The 18,362-nt window shown below is 53.6% G+C and carries 22 protein-coding genes, 2 tRNA genes and 1 pseudogene; 13 read left to right on the forward strand and 12 right to left on the reverse strand.

The features are described 5' to 3' along the window. The first annotated feature begins 13 nt into the window (after positions 1–13). The 8 genes from MCON_RS00520 to MCON_RS00555 all read left to right on the forward strand — a co-directional run bounded on the left by MCON_RS00520 (position 14) and on the right by MCON_RS00555 (position 6,847). Positions 14–373, forward strand: a complete 360-nt coding sequence (locus tag MCON_RS00520; protein WP_013718097.1) for a cyclophilin-like fold protein — start codon at positions 14–16, stop codon at positions 371–373. A 252-nt stretch (positions 374–625) separates the two neighbouring features. Continuing rightward, positions 626–697, forward strand: a tRNA-Gly gene (locus MCON_RS00525). Positions 698–1,106: 409 nt separating this feature from the next. Further along, on the forward strand, positions 1,107–2,441 hold the full coding sequence (locus tag MCON_RS00530; RefSeq protein ID WP_013718098.1) for a glutamine synthetase family protein: 1,335 nt from the start codon (positions 1,107–1,109) through the stop codon (positions 2,439–2,441). A gap of 91 nt (positions 2,442–2,532) precedes the next feature. Further along, positions 2,533–3,651 (forward strand): class II glutamine amidotransferase, encoded by a 1,119-nt coding sequence (locus tag MCON_RS00535; protein WP_013718099.1) that lies wholly within the window; start codon positions 2,533–2,535, stop codon positions 3,649–3,651. Position 3,652: 1 nt separating this feature from the next. Next, complete coding sequence (locus tag MCON_RS00540; RefSeq protein ID WP_013718100.1) at positions 3,653–5,167, forward strand: glutamate synthase-related protein; 1,515 nt, start codon at positions 3,653–3,655, stop codon at positions 5,165–5,167. Beyond that, the gene (locus MCON_RS00545) at positions 5,164–5,982 is read left to right on the forward strand and encodes a GltB/FmdC/FwdC-like GXGXG domain-containing protein (RefSeq protein ID WP_013718101.1); all 819 of its coding nucleotides are present in this window, start codon (positions 5,164–5,166) and stop codon (positions 5,980–5,982) included. The genes MCON_RS00540 and MCON_RS00545 overlap by 4 nt, the downstream gene beginning before the upstream one ends. An 11-nt stretch (positions 5,983–5,993) precedes the next feature. Next, positions 5,994–6,431, forward strand: coding sequence for a 4Fe-4S binding protein (locus MCON_RS00550; protein ID WP_013718102.1), 438 nt, complete (start codon positions 5,994–5,996; stop codon positions 6,429–6,431). Continuing rightward, positions 6,428–6,847, forward strand: a complete 420-nt coding sequence (locus MCON_RS00555; RefSeq protein WP_013718103.1) for a 4Fe-4S dicluster domain-containing protein — start codon at positions 6,428–6,430, stop codon at positions 6,845–6,847. Before MCON_RS00550 ends, MCON_RS00555 begins: the two co-directional genes overlap by 4 nt. A gap of 47 nt (positions 6,848–6,894) precedes the next feature. Here the strand turns inward: MCON_RS00555 and MCON_RS00560 are convergent, their stop codons facing one another. The 8 genes from MCON_RS00560 to MCON_RS00595 form a co-directional block, all read right to left on the reverse strand. Next, positions 6,895–7,968 carry a GHMP family kinase ATP-binding protein gene (locus MCON_RS00560; RefSeq protein ID WP_013718104.1) on the reverse strand — a complete coding sequence of 358 codons (1,074 nt, stop codon included), beginning with the start codon at positions 7,966–7,968 and terminating at the stop codon, positions 6,895–6,897. A gap of 65 nt (positions 7,969–8,033) precedes the next feature. Next, positions 8,034–8,393 (reverse strand): hypothetical protein, encoded by a 360-nt coding sequence (locus MCON_RS00565; protein ID WP_013718105.1) that lies wholly within the window; start codon positions 8,391–8,393, stop codon positions 8,034–8,036. A gap of 13 nt (positions 8,394–8,406) precedes the next feature. Continuing rightward, positions 8,407–8,817, reverse strand: coding sequence for a hypothetical protein (locus tag MCON_RS00570; RefSeq protein ID WP_013718106.1), 411 nt, complete (start codon positions 8,815–8,817; stop codon positions 8,407–8,409). Between the two features lie 14 nt (positions 8,818–8,831). Beyond that, a complete protein-coding gene (locus MCON_RS00575; protein WP_013718107.1) occupies positions 8,832–9,068 on the reverse strand; it encodes a hypothetical protein in 237 nt (78 codons plus the stop codon). Positions 9,069–9,165: 97 nt separating this feature from the next. Further along, a tRNA-Ala gene (locus tag MCON_RS00580) sits at positions 9,166–9,237 on the reverse strand. A 55-nt stretch (positions 9,238–9,292) separates the two neighbouring features. Beyond that, positions 9,293–9,562, reverse strand: coding sequence for an elongation factor 1-beta (locus MCON_RS00585; RefSeq protein ID WP_013718108.1), 270 nt, complete (start codon positions 9,560–9,562; stop codon positions 9,293–9,295). 10 nt (positions 9,563–9,572) lie between these two features. Beyond that, on the reverse strand, positions 9,573–9,743 hold the full coding sequence (locus tag MCON_RS00590; RefSeq protein ID WP_013718109.1) for an HVO_2753 family zinc finger protein: 171 nt from the start codon (positions 9,741–9,743) through the stop codon (positions 9,573–9,575). A gap of 50 nt (positions 9,744–9,793) precedes the next feature. Next, positions 9,794–10,444 (reverse strand): amino acid kinase family protein, encoded by a 651-nt coding sequence (locus MCON_RS00595; protein ID WP_048131590.1) that lies wholly within the window; start codon positions 10,442–10,444, stop codon positions 9,794–9,796. Positions 10,445–10,655: 211 nt separating this feature from the next. Here MCON_RS00595 and MCON_RS00600 point away from each other — a divergent pair, with 211 nt between their 5' ends. The 4 genes and pseudogenes from MCON_RS00600 (at position 10,656) to MCON_RS16585 (ending at position 14,201) form a co-directional block, all read left to right on the forward strand. Then, the gene (locus MCON_RS00600) at positions 10,656–11,084 is read left to right on the forward strand and encodes an NUDIX domain-containing protein (RefSeq protein ID WP_013718111.1); all 429 of its coding nucleotides are present in this window, start codon (positions 10,656–10,658) and stop codon (positions 11,082–11,084) included. Positions 11,085–11,132: 48 nt separating this feature from the next. Next, the gene (locus MCON_RS00605) at positions 11,133–12,812 is read left to right on the forward strand and encodes a glutamate--tRNA ligase (RefSeq protein WP_013718112.1); all 1,680 of its coding nucleotides are present in this window, start codon (positions 11,133–11,135) and stop codon (positions 12,810–12,812) included. A 140-nt stretch (positions 12,813–12,952) separates the two neighbouring features. Then, positions 12,953–13,279, forward strand: a pseudogene (locus tag MCON_RS00610) (CHAT domain-containing protein); the annotation flags it as partial. Positions 13,280–13,412: 133 nt separating this feature from the next. Further along, positions 13,413–14,201, forward strand: coding sequence for an acylphosphatase (locus tag MCON_RS16585; protein WP_013718114.1), 789 nt, complete (start codon positions 13,413–13,415; stop codon positions 14,199–14,201). Positions 14,202–14,243: 42 nt separating this feature from the next. On the opposite strand, the gene MCON_RS00620 is transcribed toward MCON_RS16585, so the two are convergent. The 3 genes from MCON_RS00620 to MCON_RS00630 all read right to left on the reverse strand — a co-directional run bounded on the left by MCON_RS00620 (position 14,244) and on the right by MCON_RS00630 (position 16,828). Further along, complete coding sequence (locus tag MCON_RS00620; RefSeq protein ID WP_013718115.1) at positions 14,244–15,053, reverse strand: geranylgeranylglycerol-phosphate geranylgeranyltransferase; 810 nt, start codon at positions 15,051–15,053, stop codon at positions 14,244–14,246. 21 nt (positions 15,054–15,074) lie between these two features. Next, positions 15,075–15,950: a MarR family transcriptional regulator gene (locus MCON_RS14995; RefSeq protein WP_157863599.1), complete on the reverse strand. Its 876-nt coding sequence runs from the start codon at positions 15,948–15,950 to the stop codon at positions 15,075–15,077. 251 nt (positions 15,951–16,201) lie between these two features. Beyond that, positions 16,202–16,828, reverse strand: coding sequence for a D-aminoacyl-tRNA deacylase (locus tag MCON_RS00630; protein WP_013718117.1), 627 nt, complete (start codon positions 16,826–16,828; stop codon positions 16,202–16,204). On the opposite strand from MCON_RS00630, the gene MCON_RS15875 reads away from it, so the two are divergent. Further along, a complete protein-coding gene (locus tag MCON_RS15875; RefSeq protein ID WP_052297499.1) occupies positions 16,805–17,089 on the forward strand; it encodes a hypothetical protein in 285 nt (94 codons plus the stop codon). The genes MCON_RS00630 and MCON_RS15875 overlap by 24 nt on opposite strands. On the opposite strand, the gene MCON_RS00635 is transcribed toward MCON_RS15875, so the two are convergent. Then, positions 17,041–18,102, reverse strand: coding sequence for an Lrp/AsnC family transcriptional regulator (locus MCON_RS00635; protein ID WP_013718118.1), 1,062 nt, complete (start codon positions 18,100–18,102; stop codon positions 17,041–17,043). The genes MCON_RS15875 and MCON_RS00635 overlap by 49 nt on opposite strands. Positions 18,103–18,362 lie beyond the last annotated feature (260 nt).

Below are 18,362 nucleotides of genomic sequence, written 5' to 3' on the forward strand. Positions count from 1 at the left end.
CAGTGAGGGTTTAATGAAGGCGATTATAATCGAGGTCTATGGAAAGGGGAGCGCCTTGGCAGAAATGGATGAGCGAAACCCCATCATCAGGGAAGCCATATGGCAGGCTCTGCCGATAGAGGGCAGGGCCATCCTCTGGGGCGAAGAGGTCTACTTCGATCTGGATATGAAATTGAAAGATGAGAATCCATCGGCTTCTTCAGAGGCAGGAGACATCTGCTATTGGTCCCCAGGGCCTGCATTATGCATATTCTTCGGCCAAACCCAGCCCTATTCCAGGGTCAACCACATCGGAAAGGTGGTGCAGGGTCTGGACCTATTCGAAAGGATCAATGCAGCAGACCGGATAGTCCTGAGGAAAAAGGAGCTTTAAGGCCAAAAAAGAGCTTGGAGACCAGACCCCTGTAAAGACCAACCCAGAGACATGTTTGGAGGGATGCGGGCAATGGCATCATTTCGCTTTCTTTGAGCGGGGGGGTGCGCATGGGAGCGATGTGCCAGTTAAGGGGAGGAGGTTTCTCTCCTGCCCCAAAGGGCTGGTCGCAGCAGAAGGGGCCCGAATCCTATAACCTTTAAATATTGGAAGCTGAGAAAGGGAAGCACGTCGTATGTTCTGCGACAAGGAGCGGCTGTGGTCCAGCGGTTATGACATGAGCTTCCCAAGCTCGTAACCCGGGTTCGAATCCCGGCAGCCGCACCTGGTATATTTTTGGCTTTGATGACCCAAGAGAGCACCTGGGCGGGAGCTATCAGCCCATCGGCCAGGATTTCGCAGGGGCAAACCTCACCGTCCCCGCCGGCTCAAATCAGGTCCCCGGCCTTGAGGAAGCGCTTAAAGCATTCTTGAATAAGGGCTAAGTGGCCGGGCGCATATAGTCCATTTTCCCATTCTTTTTTTTCATCACCCGCGCTTTTAAATCCCAGAGCATTTTCTTTCCGATCACTTTTTATTATGAGTTATTCATAGCCATCATATTCCTTTTCAATACAATTGCACGCCTTAGAAATGAACAACATGCGATCATAAATTTTCATAATTTTTCTGCCTTATTCTCAAATATCTATAAATTCCGCTTAACGTTACCTTCTATTTGGAGGTAAGAAAAATGGCCCTGCAAACAAGAAATAAAGAGGAAGTCTTTGAGGCAATAGACGAATTTAATGTAAGATTTGTCCGAATTTGGTTTACAGATATACTGGGAATCCCCAAGAGCTTCGCCATCAACCCCAATGAGTTAGATGGAGCATTCTCAGAGGGCATGGGCTTTGATGGCTCATCCATCGAGGGCTTCGCCAGAATTCACGAGTCGGATATGGTTGCCAAGCCCGATCCAACCACCTTCCAGCTCATCCCCTGGAGGCAGCAGGAGAACGCCGTGGCCAGGATGTTCTGTGACATCCAGAACCCCGATGGCACCCCGTATGAGGGCGACCCCAGAAATGTGCTCAAAAGGAACCTCAGCCGAATCAAAGATGACGGCTATAGCTTCCTGGTAGGCCCGGAGCTGGAGTTCTTCTACTTCAAGGGAGAGAACAACACCGATGTCCTGGATAACGGCGGATATTTCGACCTGACCACGGCAGACAACGCTACCGACCTGAGGAGGGACACCATTCTCGCCCTGGACTCCATGGGCATCGATGTGGAGTACAGCCACCACGAGGTCGCTCCCTCTCAGCATGAGATCGACCTTCGGTACAAGGATGCCCTCTCCATGGCGGACACGGTGATGACCTACAAGATCACCGTCAAGGAGATCGCCCGCAGATACGGCTATCATGCCAGCTTCATGCCCAAACCCATCTTCGGCCAGAACGGCAGCGGAATGCACGTCCACCAGTCTCTCTTCCAGGGCAAGAGGAATGTGATGTTCGATCCAGGCAACGAGTTCAATCTATCCGATGAGGGCAGATACTATATCGCCGGCCTTCTCAGGCACGCTCCCGAGATCACTGCCGTCACCAACCAGTGGGTTAACTCCTACAAGAGGCTGGTCCCCGGCTACGAGGCTCCCGTCTACATCGCCTGGGCAAGGAGGAACAGATCCTCTCTGGTCAGAGTGCCCATGTACAAGCCCGGAAAAGAGGCGGCCACGAGGGTGGAGTATCGCAGCCCGGATCCGGCAGCCAATCCCTACCTGGCCTTCTCTGTCATGCTGGCCGCAGGGCTCGCCGGCATTGCCAACAAATACGATCTCCCCTCGCCCCAGGAGCAGGACATATATCACATGACTGATGAACAGAGGGCGAAAGCAGGAATCACGTCCCTTCCCGGCAGCCTGAACGATGCCATCCACATCACCGAGAAGAGCACCCTCGTCCGGGAGGCTTTAGGCGAGCACGTCTTCCGGGCCTTCATCGCCAACAAGAGGGCAGAGTGGGATGCCTACCGCATGAACGTCACCCAGTGGGAGCTTAACCGCTACCTTCCACTACTGTGAGCATTCTGGGGACGAATCTGGCTGCTCGATTAAGCCCCGGGGAATCGTCTATAAGAGATAGCAAGGTCGATGACTGGAGTTTTTGGTTGCTATGCCAAGGAACAGAAGAGAGCTTTACAATAAGGAGATCTGCGCTTGCTCCATCTTCGGGGCAATGAACCGGGATGGTGAACGCTTCAACGCTGCCGGGGTCATGAAGGCCATAGCCAACATGCATGTGCGGGGCAACGGCCTGGGCGGGGGCTTTGCAGCCTACGGCATATATCCGCAGTATCGAGACTACTATGCCTTCCATCTCATGTTCAACGGCAAAACCCTCCAGTCCCAGATATCGGCCAAAGCGGAATTCGAGCAATACCTCAACCAGAGGTTCGATGTGGTCCATGATGAGGAGATCCCTCACCGCCCTCAAACCCAGCTTCGAGATCCCCCCCTGATATGGCGCTACTTCGCCTCCCCAAAAAAAATGGGAGAGGACGCCAGCCTGTCAGACGACGAGTACGTGGTGAGAACGGTGATGCAGACCAACAGCAGAGCAGAGGACGCCTACATATTCTCCTCTGGAATGAATATGGGCTGCTTCAAGGGAGTGGGCTATCCTGAGGAGATCGGTGAGTACTTCATGCTCGACCAACTCTACTCTGCCTATGCCTGGACGGCTCATGGCCGGTTTCCTACCAACACCCAGGCCTGGTGGGGGGGAGCCCATCCCTTCAGCCTGCTGGATACGAGCGTGGTGCACAACGGCGAGATCTCCTCTTACGGCACCAATCGCTGGTACCTGGAGATGTACGGCTATGCCTGCACCCTTCAGACCGATACCGAGGTCATAGCCTATGCTGCAGACCTGCTCCTCAGAAGGCAGAGGATACCGATGGAGATCGTGGCCAAGATCCTGGCCCCGCCCATCTGGAATGCCATCGATACCATGAATGAAAAGGAGAAGAAACTCTTCACCACACTGAGAATGGTCTATGGCCCCCTGCTTATGAACGGCCCCTTTGCCATCATCATCGGCCAGACAGGCAGGCTGATTGGCCTGACGGACAGAATCCGGCTCCGGCCGATAACAGCAGCCACCAGAGGGGAGATGTTCTATCTCTCCAGCGAAGAAGCGTCGATCAGACTTATCTCGCCGGAATTAGACTCCGTCTGGACGCCCAGCGGAGGAGAACCGGTAATATGCGAACTTAACAGCAGGAGGGTATAAGATGAAATCATTCGTCTTTCCCCAGTTTCAGATCATCAGAGACGAGGCAAAATGCGGCCAGTGCCGGGGTTGCGAGAGGCAGTGCGCATTTGGCACCCACACATACGATCCGGTCAGCGATCGATTGATATCAGACGACAACAAGTGCGTTGGCTGCCAGAGGTGCGCCATCTTCTGCCCCCGTGATGCCATAGTGGTCCGGCCAAATCCGTCATTCTACCGCCCGAACGCCTCCTGGTCTCGGGAGAAGCTGGAGGACGTTAAAAAGCAGGCTGAGACTGGCGGGGTGATACTGACAGGATGCGGCAACGACAAGCCCTTCAGGATCTACTGGGACCACATGGTGCTCAATGCCTCTCAGGTCACCAACCCCTCGATAGATCCTCTGCGGGAGCCGATGGAGCTGCGCACCTTTCTTGGTGCCAAGCCTGACCTGATGGATTTCAAGGTAAAGAACGAGGAAGTGGAGATTGCCACCCAGCTCTCACCCAATCTGATGGTGGAAATGCCGATCGTCTTCTCCGCCATGTCCTTCGGAGCAATCAGCTACAATGCCTTCCTCTCCCTGGCCACAGCGGCCAGCAAATTGGGGACCTACTTCAATACCGGCGAGGGGGGGCTTCCCAGGGAGATGAGAGAGAAATTCGGCAAGCATGCCATCGTACAGGTAGCCTCCGGTCGTTTCGGCATAGATGCCGAATACCTCAACTGCGCCGCTGCGGTGGAGATCAAGGTAGGCCAGGGGGCTAAACCTGGAATAGGCGGTCACTTGCCCGGAGAGAAGGTCTCTGTTTCCGTCTCCGCCACCCGGATGATCCCAGTGGGCACAGACGCCATCTCCCCGGCGCCGCATCATGATATCTACTCCATCGAGGATCTGTCCATGCTCATCCACGCCATCAAAGAGGCTACAAACTACGAGAAGCCGGTATCGGTCAAGATCGCAGCTGTGCATAACTTCGCCGCCATAGCAGCGGGGATCGTTCATGCTGGCGCGGACATCATTGCCATCGATGGCCTGCGGGGGGGCACCGGAGCTGCTCCCAAGGTGATCAGGGACAATGTGGGAATACCCATTGAGCTGGCCATATCCTCTCTGGACCGACGCCTCCGCCAGGATGGCATCAGGAACAGGTGCTCGATCATCGCCGCTGGCGGAATTCGCTGCAGCGCAGATGTGATAAAAGCCATAGCCCTGGGTGCAGATGCCACCTATATCGGCTCGGCAGCTCTCATTGCCATGGGCTGCAATCTCTGCCAGAAATGCTACACCGGCAAATGCAACTGGGGAATCTGTACCCAGGACCCGCGTCTAGCAGGGCGGCTGAATGTGGATATCGCCTCCCAGCGGCTGGTTAACCTCATATCTGCCTGGTCTCATGAGATTCAGGAGATGCTGGGGGGAATGGGGATCAATGCCCTGGAGAGCCTGCGCGGAAACCGTGACCATCTGCGGGGCGTGGGTTTATATGAATGGGAGCTGGATGTCCTGGGAATAAAGGGTGCGGGAGAATGATTCAGGATAATGAGATCTCCCTTATCCCAACAAATACCATGGCTTCAGGAGGTTTGTTTTTGGGAGCGGTTGAGATCAATGCCGACGGGCTCCAGACCAGAGATTTGAACGACCGGCTGCGAGATCTGATGCTGGCCGGCAAGAGAAAAGTGATAATCAGAAATGTATGCGGCCAGCGATATATTGGCACCAGACTGTACTCGCCAGAGAGGCACCGGATGGAGATCGATATCTTCGGTACTCCTGGAAATGACCTGGCTGCCTTCCTCTTCGGTCATAGGCTGGTCGTGCATGGCAATGCTCAGGACGGGGTTGGAAACACCATGGATGATGGAGAGATTGTGATTGAGGGTAGAGCGGGAGATGTCTTGGGCTTTTCCATGCGTGGAGGGACGATCTATGTGCGGGACGGCTGCGGCTACAGGACCGCTCTGCATATGAAAGAGTACGAGGGCAAAAAGCCGGCTCTTGTCATAGGCGGGACGGCTCAGGATTTTCTGGGCGAGTACATGGCTGGAGGGACAGTCATCCTCCTGGATCTCAAAGGTCAGGGCCACAGGGCGAACTTCATAGGATCAGGTATGCATGGCGGGACCATATATCTGCGGGGCTCAGTGAACCGCTCGCAGGTGAGCGAACAGGTGGAGATCTCACCGATTGATGAAGCCGATCGGGGGATTTTAGACCAGTATGTGTCCGGTTTCATTGAAAAATTCCCTGATCTCGAACTGATTCCTGAAGAGGTCCTGAAGGATGGTTTCGTCAAGCTCATCCCGAGATCAAAGAGGCCTTATAGCGATCTATATACCTATTGAAGAGGGATTAGATGCCAGTTTATGTTGATATCAGCAGATGTATAGGATGCCGGTCCTGCGAGGTGGCCTGCGATCGGGTGCATGGTGGCAAAGGGCATGTGAATGTTCATTTTGTAGGTAGTCTGGCATCAGTACCGGTCTTCTGCCATCACTGTGAGGATGCCTGCTGCACCATGGTCTGCAGTACCGGAGCCCTGCATAAAGAGGGGGATAAAACGGCTTTTGATGTGGACAAGTGCACTGGCTGTGGCCTGTGCCAGCTGGCCTGTCCCTTTGGGGTTGTACGGACGGACAAAATCGCTCATAAATGCGATCTGTGCTCGGGCCAGGAGATGCCGACATGTGTTATGACCTGTCCAGCCAATGCCTTGAGCCTGGATTTCGATCTCGCCAGCCGCAGGGCTCGCAACCGTGCGGCCATGTTAATCACCAGGGGAGGCAGAGCATGATAAAAGTTGATCCAGGCAAGTGTCTGGGCTGCCTGTCCTGCTCCAACGTCTGCCCCAACCAGAACATCGTCCTTCTACAGAGCGCTGATACCAGAACCGTTCACTGGAAAAAGTGCAAAGAGGAGTGCGATCTTTGCGTCGAGTTCTGTCCGGCCAAGGCACTGGCTCTGGTGGCTTATGATGAGCTTGTCCCAGAGTCCGAGATCTCCTTTGAACTGGTGGCCTGCAGGGTCTGCGGATCACGATATGCCACCTTGCCCATGTTGATGAAGGTCGAGGCTTCCCTTCCTGCAGGGATGCAGGAGGATGCCAGCGGCCTGGAATGGATCCGGATCTGTTCCCAATGCCGGCGGGATATTGAGGCGGAGAAGGCGGCCGGACAGGTAATGAAGGAGAGAAAGAGGATTAGCCCCTGAAGGAGTATCCGATTCGCTCCTTCAGGCTGGTTTTATTTCTGTCTTGCTTAGTCCACTCTGATCGTCAGGCCTATATTGTCCACTTTGGTTTCTACGGCAATCTTGAGGCCCACGGGCTCGATAATCTTCGCCACCTCATCCCGGCTGCGTTCGGTGACAATGGCGATGGAAGGGCCGACCGAGCTCATCCCCACGAACTCCAGGTCGGCATCTCGCAGAATGCTCATGTAGCGATAGATCTCAAAGCCATGATGCTCCACCTCGGCCCTCTTCGAGCCCCGAAACTCTATCTCCCAGATGGTGTCTCCGATCTTTCTCAGGTCGCTTTTCTCCAGGGCGGGGATGAGGTCCATGAGCATCAGATAGGCTTTTAGCTCCCTGTCCTGATAATCGAGGTTCCTGGCCCGGTTCATGAGCAGATCGAACTCCGAGCGGCCGGCAGAGGAGACGATGGTGGGGGGGATGGTGATGAAGACGTTCTTACCTTCGGCAAACCGGTGCTGGTAGACCAGGGCCAGCTCGTCGCCGGTAATTACCATGCCTCCGTAAGTTGCTGCCGCTGGACCCACGCCGGTCTCAAAGCCGTTTGTAACCCTGCCGTCCTCGGTCTCCTCCACATAGTTGTTGCCTATGAGCATGCGGATCTGTTCTCTATTCAGGGGGGAGCCTAAAGCGCTGTTCATGGCATGGCCTAAAGCTAAAAGGACCGATCCGGTGGAGCCGAGTCCTACATGCTTTTTCTGGTGGTCGCGGACCACAATTCTGAATCCACCCTCATAGCGGACCGTCTTTCTGAATACCTCTGCAAAATGGCGGATTATAGGTTCCCGAGAATAGTCGATCTCCAACCCGGATGGGATGCATTCCACCTGGGCAGAGCAGTAGATCTGCAGGGCAAAGCCCATTCCTCCTCCCCCCGGCCGGTCGGGGGCAAAGCGGTTCATGTCCAGTACAGTCAGATGAATGCGACCAGGAGCGGTTACCGTTATCTTCCCTGAAACCGGAGTGAGCTGGTAGTCTTTTTCCAATCCCAGGGTTTTTATGCACTGGCCCGGGACAAAGGGCTGGAACTCGTATTCAACCAGGTCCAGATCCCCGCCTCTTATCAATATCTTTGCCAAGATCGCACCTCTATCACAAAGGCTTCTGTGCAGATTCAACAAATAGCTTCCAGCCAAGAGCGGCCTTATGCCTGCCGGCCAAAGTAGATATTCTTGCCCGAGGCCTTCAGGGGAATGCCATATGCCACAACCCTTTCTTGTGACTCTATTGACCGGTTCTGTGCCGCTATCATATCCTGGCAGCGGGAAAAACCGTATCTTCTGCAGTTAAGGCCGGCATTATCCCCTGACCTGGCCGCCATTAGAACGCAGGCATCGCTCTGCTCCAGATTTTTGGCGTCTCGCAGGTAGAATTTAGTGCTACGGGCAAGGCCCAGGCGGGAAAGCTCCCTGGAAAGCTCCTGCAGCTCTTCGCCAACTACCACTTTGATCAAAATTGAGTCCTGGCCTTTGCCTTTGGGGGCGGTGGGTGCAGAGAGGCCCATTAATTGCTTCCTGCTATCTGTCCTCTTCGATCACGTCATACTCATCCACATCGATGACCCGACCCCTCTGGCTGCTCCTTCCGCTGCCTTGATCACCAGGGCTGCTCTGTTTTTTCCCGAGCATATCCAGAAGAAGCGCGCCCAGGCCGGAGAATGCAAGCAATTCAACGATCCAGCGGACTTTTTTATATCTCCATAGCAACAGGCCGATCATTGCCTCGAATAGTGTGGGCAGAGGGCTGGACCTTGCCCCAGGATTTGCTTTCGATGCGCCGGATACAAAGGACTCCGCCTTGGCCCTGGTTGAGGGCTTCGTGAACCATCTCATGGATCTGGCCAGACCACTTGCCAGTGTCCCTCTGATCACCTTATTTGCCAGAGCTGCACTCATTGCCAATTTTATTAATCTAGTCAGCGTTCCCATTGGTCTATACTCTCTTACTGCAATGATATATTATTATCTCCAAACTTCTCCGGCCAGAGGGTTCTCTCCTGGCTGCGCTGCTTGATCATATCCTCAGCCTCGGCAATTGTTATGTCGAAGACTTCAGCCAGTATCTCCTTAGCGGCTATGAGCTCCAGCTCTATCATATATTCGCCTCCCGTTCGCGAGCCATGGCTGGCAAGGATGGAATCCTTTCTGGGCTTTTCCGTGCTATTAATGGCCAGCGGCATTAGCAACTCAATGGTCACTAAAATTTAAGTAATTTGCTACTGGACTGGCTTGTCGTGCAGTTCAGGATTGACCTGAGAGGAATGGACTTGATGGGAATGGACTTGACGGGATTTGAACCCGTGGCCTCCGCCTTGCGAAGGCGGCGATCTACCACTGATCTACAAGCCCAATGATCCTGGATCTGCCTGGATCTAAATCGTCTCCCAAAACGATAGAGGTGGTTTTAGATCAGACCGACCTCTTCCACTTCCACGGACTCCACGCCGGGAAGTTTTCTCACCGCTTCCTCGATCTCATCCGGGCTGCGGCCGCCCTTGTCATCCATGATGGTCACAACGATCAGAGCCTTGAGGCCAAATGCAATTGGTTTTTGCTCGATGGCATGCATTCTGGCGAAGCTGGGCACGGCTTTCCTTATGTCCTCAGCCAGCTTTTCCAGGTCTACATCTGTGCTCTCAGGCATAACCTTCATTCTTACTGCTGCGTCTCCCATTACTTTCACCTCATGGTCCTGTGAAGCCACAGGCCTTGCAGGTATAGACATTGCTCTGTTTTTTACATTTATTGCATCTGGCAATCACGGTTCCGCAGCTTGGGCAGGGAAACCTTGCTCCGCCCACGCCGGTCAGCGTAATGCCACATGATATGCATCTCTCTGGCATTTCTTCCTTCATATTATCTCCTCCCTGGTAGACCTATTTCTCTGTATAAACCTTCCCATTGATCAATAGGATGGGGAAAGCTTCTGTCCATTGATAAACGTGCCGCCCTTTCTGCATCTCAACGCTATTGCAAATGAGATCGGATCGGTGCCGTTAAGCACCCACATTCTCAATCCCGAAAGATCCCCCAATAGAAGCTTAATAGTGCCCTGATCGATGCAGCTTTCTCTTCCCAGGAGCTGGCGGGCAAAAAGCTCCTCTGCCACCGTTCCATCGATCAACACACCATCCACGTCTGTGGCTTTGATCAGGGGCAGGCCCAGCCTGGCTGCAACCAGCAAAGCTATGGAGTCGGAGGTGTAGTCCCAGGAATGCTCCGGGCAAAAGTCATCCTCGGTCAGGGCTCGATAGGGGAGAAGGACATTCACCTCCCTTTTTTCTGGAATGCGAACCTCGGAGCTGAGACTGGCTCCATTTCCGTCTGCAAGGAAAAAGGCATACTGTTCCATGGCCAGTACTGCCATCCAATGGGCGGCCTCATCGCCCAAGCCCCTTTTGGCGTTAATCTCACGGATCAGATCGGCAAACGGCCCTCCCCCAGGCACCACCAGGAAGCTGTAGTCCTCCTCGTTCGCGAGGGAGATCAGGACGCGCATAAGATCCCGGGAGGTTTCGATGAGGCTCCCTCCAAGCTTCAATACGTAAGATGGCATGAGGATGAGTAAGGTCACTATCTGTATTTCAGCCTCTTCCTGAAGGATAAAAAGATGGACGAAGGCCGACTGGATGTAGGGTAGGAGGGATCCATGTTATCGACCTTTGCCGTATATCTCCCCGGCTCTCGACGTAGATAAGGCTTTTGGTTGTGTTATGGATGTAACTGATAGATAATAATAGCATATTGAGTGCGGCCTGAGGAATGAGATGAAAAGAGAGATTAAAACCCCCCTGCTGGCTGCAGATGCAGTCATACTCTTCCAGGATGGGATTGTGCTGATAAGGAGGAACAACCCGCCCTATCAAGGCTGCTATGCCCTGCCTGGCGGCTTTGTGGAGATAGGGGAAACTGTCGAAGAGGCAGCGATAAGGGAGGCTAGGGAGGAGACGGGGCTTGATATCAATCTGCTGGGGCTGGTGGGGGTCTACTCCGATCCCGCCCGCGATCCAAGGGGCCATGTGGTCTCCGTGGCCTTTCTCGCCCGGGGCAGTGGCCGGCTCCAATCCGGCTCTGACGCCCGGTCTGCTGAGGTATTCCCCCCAGAAGAGCTGACCAGGCTTTCCTTCGACCATGAGCAAATCATCAGTGATGCCCTCCACCTGGCTGAGGTATTGGGAATCTGTGCATCAAATTAATGTAGAGCGAAAAAGATCTGCCTTTGCCCCTTCTGGGAGAGGTATTCAATGGAAGAGATAAGAGATCTCATCGAGAAATATGCGCTGCAGAACGCGGTGAAGTACAATGCTGCCCCCAATGCCGGGGCGGTCATGGGCAAGCTCATGGGCGAGCGTCCGGAGCTTCGCAGCCGGGCAAAAGAGGTCTCGCCCCTGGTAGGCGAGGTTTTGGCAAGGGTGGAGAAGACCAGCCCCGAGGAATGGAAGAGGAGGCTGGAGGAGATAGCGCCTGAGCTACTGGTGCAGCTCTCAGAGAAAAAGGAGCCTGACAAAGGACTGCCCAGTCTGGAGGGAGCGGAGGGTGGAGTGGTGATGCGCTTTGCCCCTAATCCCAACGGCCCGCCCACATTGGGCAGCGCCCGGGGAATCATCGTCAACTCTGAGTATGTGAAAAAGTACGGTGGCAAGTTCATCATCCGTTTTGATGATACCGATCCCGTGAAAAAAAGGCCCATGCCCGAGGCCTATGGCTGGTATTTAGAGGACTGCCAATGGTTGGCGGCGAAGCCGGATCAGGTGATTGTCGCCAGCGAGAGGATCGAGCAGTACTATCCAATTGCCGAGGAGCTGATCCGCCGGGGTGGGGCTTATGTCTGCCGCTGCCCTCAGGCGGCCTTCAAAGAGCACAAGGAGAAGGGAATAGAGTGCATTGACCGGGGCCAGAGCATCGAGGAGAACCTGGATCTCTGGAAAAAGATGCTGGACGGAACCCTCAAAGAGGGTGAGGCGGTCCTGCGGGTGAAGACCGACATGCACCATAAAGACCCTGCGATTCGGGACTGGCCGGCCTTCAGGATTGTCACCGCCCCCCATCCGCTGGTGGGGGACAGGTACCGGGTCTGGCCGCTGCTCGACTTCGAGTCGGCGGTGGAGGACCACCTGCTGGGCACAACCCATATCATCCGGGGAAAGGATCTGGCAGATAGCGGAAGCAGGCAGAGGTATCTGTACTCTTACCTCGGATGGGAGTACCCCAGGGTCATTCACTGGGGCAGGGTTAAGATCCATCAGTTCGGGTCTTTCAGCACCAGCAAGCTGAGGAAGGCGATTGAGGCCGGAGAGTATTCGGGCTGGGACGACCCACGGGTGCCAACAGTGCGGGCGATGCGCTGCCGGGGAATCCGGCCTGAGGCCTTGCGAAAGTTCATGATCGATCTTGGCGTTGGTGAGACGGACATCAGCCTGAGCATGGACTCGATATATGCCGAGAACCGGAAGCTGGTCGATCCGGAAGCCAACCGCCGCTTCTTCGTCTGGGAGCCGGTGGCCCTGGAGATAGAGGGCGATGTCCCGCCGCTGGCGCGAGCGCCCCTGCATCCCACTGACGATCGGGGATTCCGGGAGATTCCCGCTGGAAACAGGCTGTTCATCTGCAGGAGCGATCTTGAGGGCTTCCGAGCGGGGGATAACATCCGCCTGAAGGACCTGTGCAATGTAGAGATTACCAGCCTGGAGCCTGCCAGAGCACGCTTTTTGGGCAAGGACATGGGAAAGAGGACCAAGATCATCCACTGGGCGCCCCTGGACGGGGTGAGGGTCATAGTGATGAAGCCCGATGGGGTGGATGAGGGAATAGGAGAAACGGGAATTGCCGAGGAGCTGGGGAAGGTCGTGCAGTTCGAGAGATATGGATTTGTGCGGGTCAATAAAATTGGCGAGCCGATAGTGGCCTATTACGCGCACCGGTGAGCAGTGAGGCTGCGGAAAGCCCAGGCGATCTACTTCTCCTGCCATGGAAAAGCAAACTGGGATAATCACGAGATCGGTGGCTTTGTATTGGAAAATGATGAGATCCAGACAACGAAAGATCAAGATGCGGTCTTGACCATAAGGATCTCTTCGAGCTGCACCTGGATCAGGCCCGGATGGCAACCCTCTCCGCCTGCGAGACGGGGGTGCCCGGTGCCCGGCTTCCGGATGAGGTGGTATCGCTGCCCTCCGCTTTCATCCGGGCTGGCTTTGCTGGGGCAATAGGCTCACTCTGGACAGTATCGGAAAAGAGCACAGCTATGCTCATGATCCGCTTCTATCAGCTCTGGCGGGCGGAAGGCAAACAGCCAGTGCAGGCCCTGGCTAGGGCTCAAAAGGAGCTACGAGAGGATACGCGATTCTGGCATCCATTCTACTGGGCGGCCTTCTATATGACCGGTGTTTGATCGGGAGGGGAGAACGAAATAGGCTGGACTTGACGCGCAGGAGCGTACTCACATGGCAAACGCACGCGAGAGAGCGGCCTTTTCAGCAGGCGACGATAAAGTCCAAATACGAAAAAGGATAACAGTCAAAATAATGCTTAAGCTCACCGCTTATGTCTCTGGAAAGGTCCAGATGGCGGGATACAGATCTAAGATAGCAACTATTGCCCGCGTCTTTGGCCTCAAGGGATATGTGATGAACCTGCCCGACAGCAGGGTGAAGATCGTTGCAGAGGGCCATGAAGCTGATTTAGAAAGGTTCCTTGAAGCCGTCAGAATCAAAAATACCCTGATCGACGTGGAGGAGATTAAAGCAGATTTTTCTGAGGCAAATGGATCTTACGAAGAATTTTTTAAAATCGCAGGGGAGGGGGAGACTGACGCCCGTCTGGACCAGGCGGCAGAGTATCTTAAAGAGCTGATATCCGCCGTGAGAGAAGGATTCAAGGATAATGGTTCAAAGCTCGATAGCATGAGCTCCTCTCTAAAAGATATCTCAGGGAAACAGGATGATCTAAAAAAGTCAATTACGGAAGGCTTCCGGGAAACTGGCTCCTATCTGAAAGATATCTCAGGGAAACAGGATGATCTAAAAAAGTCAATTACAGAAGGCTTCCGGGAAACTGGTTCCTATCTGAAAGATATCTCAGGGAAACAGGATGATCTAAAAAAGTCAATTACGGAAGGCTTCAGGGAGACTGGCTCCTCCTTAAAAGATATCTCAGGGAAACAGGATCAAATCATCGATAGGATAGACTGTGCCCGCGAGGAGATCGTCTCTGAGGTTTCCGGCATGCGCTCGGATCTTAAGGGCCGCACAGAGGAGCGGCTGCAGAGGATCGAGAGCGATGTGACTGAGATCAAAGCCAGGATGAGATCCTAAATCATTCCACGATTTGCATCAATTCATAGGATCATCATCTGATCAGGATAAGAGCGCCCCGGCCAGAAATGCCAGCAGGGCCACAGCCATCCCTTTCTTTATCGCCTTCTGAGAGCCGGCTGCGTCCTTCCGGATTACTTTGTACACAGAGAGCAGAAGGAGCAGATCCGCCACCGCTACTATCAGCAGGTATAGCCTCCCAAAGGGGGCGAGGAGGCTCAGGGCCACTCCCGCCACTCCGAAGAGCCCGGCCAGGGCTGCCGCCGCGCGCTCGCCCGCCAGGATGGGTAAGGTTCGGGCTCCACCCTGCTGGTCTCCCACCATATCCTCGATGTCCTTGGCGATCTCCCGGCTCATGCTGGCCAGAAAGGAGAGGCCGAAGGGGACCTGGTTGGCCAGGATGCCCATAAATCCAGCCACTGCCCCTCCAAAGAGGAAGGTGGAGCCGGTAAGATAAGAGACGGACAGATTTCCTAGAATTGGGGTGGCCTTCAGGTTTCGGGCATAGAAGAAGAGGAGCAGGGAGTTGAAGGCGGCGATGGCCAGACATATCCGACCGGCCAGGCCCGCCAGAATGCAGCCGGCGGCGAAAAGGGCGATCGAGTAGTAGAAAGCCGTCTGGGGCCGGACTCGCTTGCTGGGGATGGGCCGGTCAGGCCTGTTTATGGCATCGATCTGGCGATCATAGTAATCGTTGATGACATTTCCCGCCCCAGTGATCAGGAAGACGGCCCCAGCGATGATTAGGGCAGCGTGCATATCCTGAACCATAGCGATCAGAAGGCCGATTATGGCTGCCGCTGATGCCATCAAGCAGTTGAACGGGCGGAGGATCTCCCAGAATGCCAGCAATTCTACCCTCTTTGGCGGCCTTTAAAACGAGGTCGCACGTGTGAGATAGAGCAGATAGATCTCAGTTAAGTAGCTATCGATATGGCTGTGGCTGCCAGGCAATCTATTGTGGTTAAAATTGCTATCGATCCGGTCATCGATATCCAGATCCATCTCACTCTTGCTGCCCAGGTTGTCCTCGATCGAGCAGTCGAAATAGCTGCCGACCGGGCGATCAAGCTCATTTAAATCCTTTGGACCGTCATTTTCGCTCTCGATTGGGCTTGAGCTCTTGCCGTCCATCGAAGAATCAGTCTTGCGATTGATCGTGTCTTCTATCTTGCCGATTGAACATTGAATCCTGCGGTTGACCTGGCCGAAAATCCTTCTATCAATAAGCCTGTCGATTTGCCGATCGATCAACTTCTTGATCCGGCCGTCGGCATTGCCCTGGATGAACCTCTCAAGATCACTTTCTATATTGGCAGCGGTGATGTCAGCGTTATAGCCTTTCATCTGCGTATCAGCATGAACCCTGGAAATGCCGCCTTTGAGTTTGCCTGCCGCGTCCTTCCTCTTCTCCTCATGCCCAGACTTCTTTTTCCTCGGGCCGGCATGAGCAGGGACGGCAGATGGGGCAGTAGCATTGGATGAACCATCCGCAGGAGGTGGGACAAACGCTCCGGAGAGCTTTAATAGGTAGGTGCTGCTGGCAGGAACGCTCTCTCTGCGGATCAATTCTGAGCCCTGCAGCCTGGCTACCACCTTTGAGCATTTGCTGCTGTCGATCTTCAGGAGCCTCCTCAGATCGGATTGATAAATTCCCTCTGGCCGCAAGGCTATGATATCCATCGCCTTCTCCTGCAGAGCAGCAATGCTGCTCTTAGCGGCAAATTCTGACTTCTCCCCCATTTTCATACTCCCTTTGGTCAGATAGAGCCCAAACTTAATTATTTTTGATATACTGTAATGAATTCTCTTGATATAAAACTCTTTTGCATTTACCCCTTATTTTGTCTAAAAATAGCAGATATAACCTCATATTCCGAGAAAATTCCATAGAATACTGGGATTTATTGCAGAAAATCTATCAATATTTTAAATATTTTATGAGATATTCAGCTTCTGCCAAAGGATCGCAATGTTGGCGGCGGGAAAATCTAATGTTATTATATCGCATCGCTCGGGGAAAATCGGGCCCGAATCTCCTGCGCTTTGAGCATAGGCAGTCCGATCTCTTCAACCATTCCCTCAAGCCTCTTTCGTTCTGCAGATCGCAGCGACTTGCGGTCGATATAGGCATAAGTGGCATTCGAGCTTTCCCGAGCAATTTCAACCGCCTCTAAATCCAGATCAGGAACCTGATAGCTGGAGAACATATGGCCAAAAGCTATACGAGAGTTGAAGATCAGCTCAGTCTGCCTCTGCACATAATGACCTCCTCCAAATCCCAGAAACACGGGCAACTCCTCCGGTCCAAGGGCCAAAATCGCCCTTGCCACCGCCTCCCCCGCCTTCAAATCTACCCACTGCTCCTTTGTGCTGCCGATCTCAGCGAAGAAGGATGGTGTCCTTACATCCACAGGACCATGATGAGTGGCCTCAGCCGAGACTATATACCCCGGCATCGACAGGGAAACGATAGCTGAGACATTATATAGAAATGACCTCAAGCCTGCGGGAGCGGCAGCGGAAAGACGGCTCTTGCCCTCTCCCACCTCCAAAATGCCAGTAAAATGCCCTCCGAACCAGGGTAATGCTGCCTTGGCCTCATGCCTGCAGGGGAGAACGATCATATCTGGATAAAGATCCAGATCCGCCAGACGATCGTCCAGACCAATAAGGGCGGTCTGCTTATCATCATGAACCAGGAGACGGAAGTTTCCGCTGGATCGGTATCCTTTGCACTCCTGCCAAGCCTGCAGCTCAAGCAGACGTCCAAAGATATTGAAACTTGCCGGATCTGCCCGAGAGCAGACTACAGCAATCTGACCAGGCTGCTGAATTCTCAGATCTCCCTGCCGATCCCCAGCATGTCCGCTACCATTGGCGCATAGTCTATCTTGGTAGACTTTATCTCATTAAGAGGCATGATGACCACCATCGGCCTTTCAGTGATCAGCCCCTGGGAAGAGAGGTTGCGCAGCTCCTGATCCAGGCGGCTCTTGAGCTCCGGATAGCCAGTGGAGAGGAACGCCCCGAATATCTCGCCAGGCTGCATATAGGTGAAGAGCGGCGCTCCAACCCGGCGGAAGGCCTGATAGACCTTGGCCAGATCTTCCCGGTCATGGCCGTGCCTGATGGGTACGTGATAGAAGGACATCAGCTCGCAGCAGATCTTCTGCCAGTCGATATAGGCTTCCCGGGTCAAGAGGCCGCTCTGAAAGAACTTGGTCCGCTTTCCGGAGATCGTAGGCCTGGATATGCCCGTCCTTCTGGAGAGCTCAAGGTCGGAGAGCATGGGATACTTCACAAAGGCATATAGGGTCAGCTTATCCTTCTCCGTCAGCCGTGAGTCCTCAGTCAGTGCGGGACGGGGAGGAATCATCCCGCTGGGAAGATCAGCTCTTTCCAGATCGAAGAGGCCGTCAACTGCCAGGGCGGCATCAGATGAGTAGCCGGAAACCTGGAAGGGATAGTGATAATAATGAATATCCTCAACGAAATCGTTCCTATAGTACTCATCGATGATTGGATCGAAGTTAACCCGAAAATCCGTCAGGCTCCGGGAGTAAAATGTTGAGACGGAATCGGTGTCTGTTGCAGTATGGGATACGCAGTTAGGATAGTTTATCCATCTCTTGTGGGACTCAGACTCCTTCCTCACTTCGTATGGCGCAGTCGGATTGTACTTGACGAACACTGAGGTCAGGATTTCGGCACCCACAGCTTCTCCGGAAGGCACATTCAATAGCTTAATGAGTTTCCAGTCTCTGAACTTCCTTTTGCTCTTGAATATGGTTGATCGATCCACGCCTATGTTGGAGGCGAGATCAATATCGCTAAATCCCGGATATCTGGCAAGACCGTAAAGAACTAACCTCTCCTTTGATGTTAATTTTAGCTGCATTCGCATATCATATACATTTCATAAGTATTTATAGATTGCTTATTCTTAGAGTATAGAATACATACGTCCTTCATTTTACATGGTATCAGCAGGTTAATTTTGCCATAATTTAATCTGCAGGCTCATGGTCTGCACTTTAATCCATTCGCGGAGCCATAGCTGAATGATTGGTTTGAATCCCTCTAAAAAAAATGGGAATCGACAGAATGCATCTGGTGTCTTCCAGCTCACTCCTAATGCTCATGATGTTATTATTAATG

Source organism: Methanothrix soehngenii GP6 (genome assembly GCF_000204415.1).
GTDB classification, from domain to species: domain Archaea; phylum Halobacteriota; class Methanosarcinia; order Methanotrichales; family Methanotrichaceae; genus Methanothrix; species Methanothrix soehngenii.

Bases quoted from the DNA above. Each gene is read 5' to 3' on its own strand.
- MCON_RS00520 (WP_013718097.1), top strand. From the start codon at position 14: ATGAAGGCGATTATAATCGAGGTCTATGGAAAGGGGAGCGCCTTGGCA.
- MCON_RS00530 (WP_013718098.1), top strand. From the start codon at position 1,107: ATGGCCCTGCAAACAAGAAATAAAGAGGAAGTCTTTGAGGCAATAGAC.
- MCON_RS00535 (WP_013718099.1), top strand. From the start codon at position 2,533: ATGCCAAGGAACAGAAGAGAGCTTTACAATAAGGAGATCTGCGCTTGC.
- MCON_RS00540 (WP_013718100.1), top strand. From the start codon at position 3,653: ATGAAATCATTCGTCTTTCCCCAGTTTCAGATCATCAGAGACGAGGCA.
- MCON_RS00545 (WP_013718101.1), top strand. From the start codon at position 5,164: ATGATTCAGGATAATGAGATCTCCCTTATCCCAACAAATACCATGGCT.
- MCON_RS00550 (WP_013718102.1), top strand. From the start codon at position 5,994: ATGCCAGTTTATGTTGATATCAGCAGATGTATAGGATGCCGGTCCTGC.
- MCON_RS00555 (WP_013718103.1), top strand. From the start codon at position 6,428: ATGATAAAAGTTGATCCAGGCAAGTGTCTGGGCTGCCTGTCCTGCTCC.
- MCON_RS00565 (WP_013718105.1), bottom strand. From the start codon at position 8,393: ATGGGCCTCTCTGCACCCACCGCCCCCAAAGGCAAAGGCCAGGACTCA.
- MCON_RS00570 (WP_013718106.1), bottom strand. From the start codon at position 8,817: ATGGGAACGCTGACTAGATTAATAAAATTGGCAATGAGTGCAGCTCTG.
- MCON_RS00575 (WP_013718107.1), bottom strand. From the start codon at position 9,068: ATGCCGCTGGCCATTAATAGCACGGAAAAGCCCAGAAAGGATTCCATC.
- MCON_RS00585 (WP_013718108.1), bottom strand. From the start codon at position 9,562: ATGGGAGACGCAGCAGTAAGAATGAAGGTTATGCCTGAGAGCACAGAT.
- MCON_RS00590 (WP_013718109.1), bottom strand. From the start codon at position 9,743: ATGAAGGAAGAAATGCCAGAGAGATGCATATCATGTGGCATTACGCTG.
- MCON_RS00595 (WP_048131590.1), bottom strand. From the start codon at position 10,444: ATGCCATCTTACGTATTGAAGCTTGGAGGGAGCCTCATCGAAACCTCC.
- MCON_RS00600 (WP_013718111.1), top strand. From the start codon at position 10,656: ATGAAAAGAGAGATTAAAACCCCCCTGCTGGCTGCAGATGCAGTCATA.
- MCON_RS00605 (WP_013718112.1), top strand. From the start codon at position 11,133: ATGGAAGAGATAAGAGATCTCATCGAGAAATATGCGCTGCAGAACGCG.
- MCON_RS16585 (WP_013718114.1), top strand. From the start codon at position 13,413: ATGCTTAAGCTCACCGCTTATGTCTCTGGAAAGGTCCAGATGGCGGGA.
- MCON_RS14995 (WP_157863599.1), bottom strand. From the start codon at position 15,950: ATGAAAATGGGGGAGAAGTCAGAATTTGCCGCTAAGAGCAGCATTGCT.
- MCON_RS15875 (WP_052297499.1), top strand. From the start codon at position 16,805: ATGCCTGCAGGGGAGAACGATCATATCTGGATAAAGATCCAGATCCGC.
- MCON_RS00630 (WP_013718117.1), bottom strand. From the start codon at position 16,828: ATGATCGTTCTCCCCTGCAGGCATGAGGCCAAGGCAGCATTACCCTGG.
- MCON_RS00635 (WP_013718118.1), bottom strand. From the start codon at position 18,102: ATGCAGCTAAAATTAACATCAAAGGAGAGGTTAGTTCTTTACGGTCTT.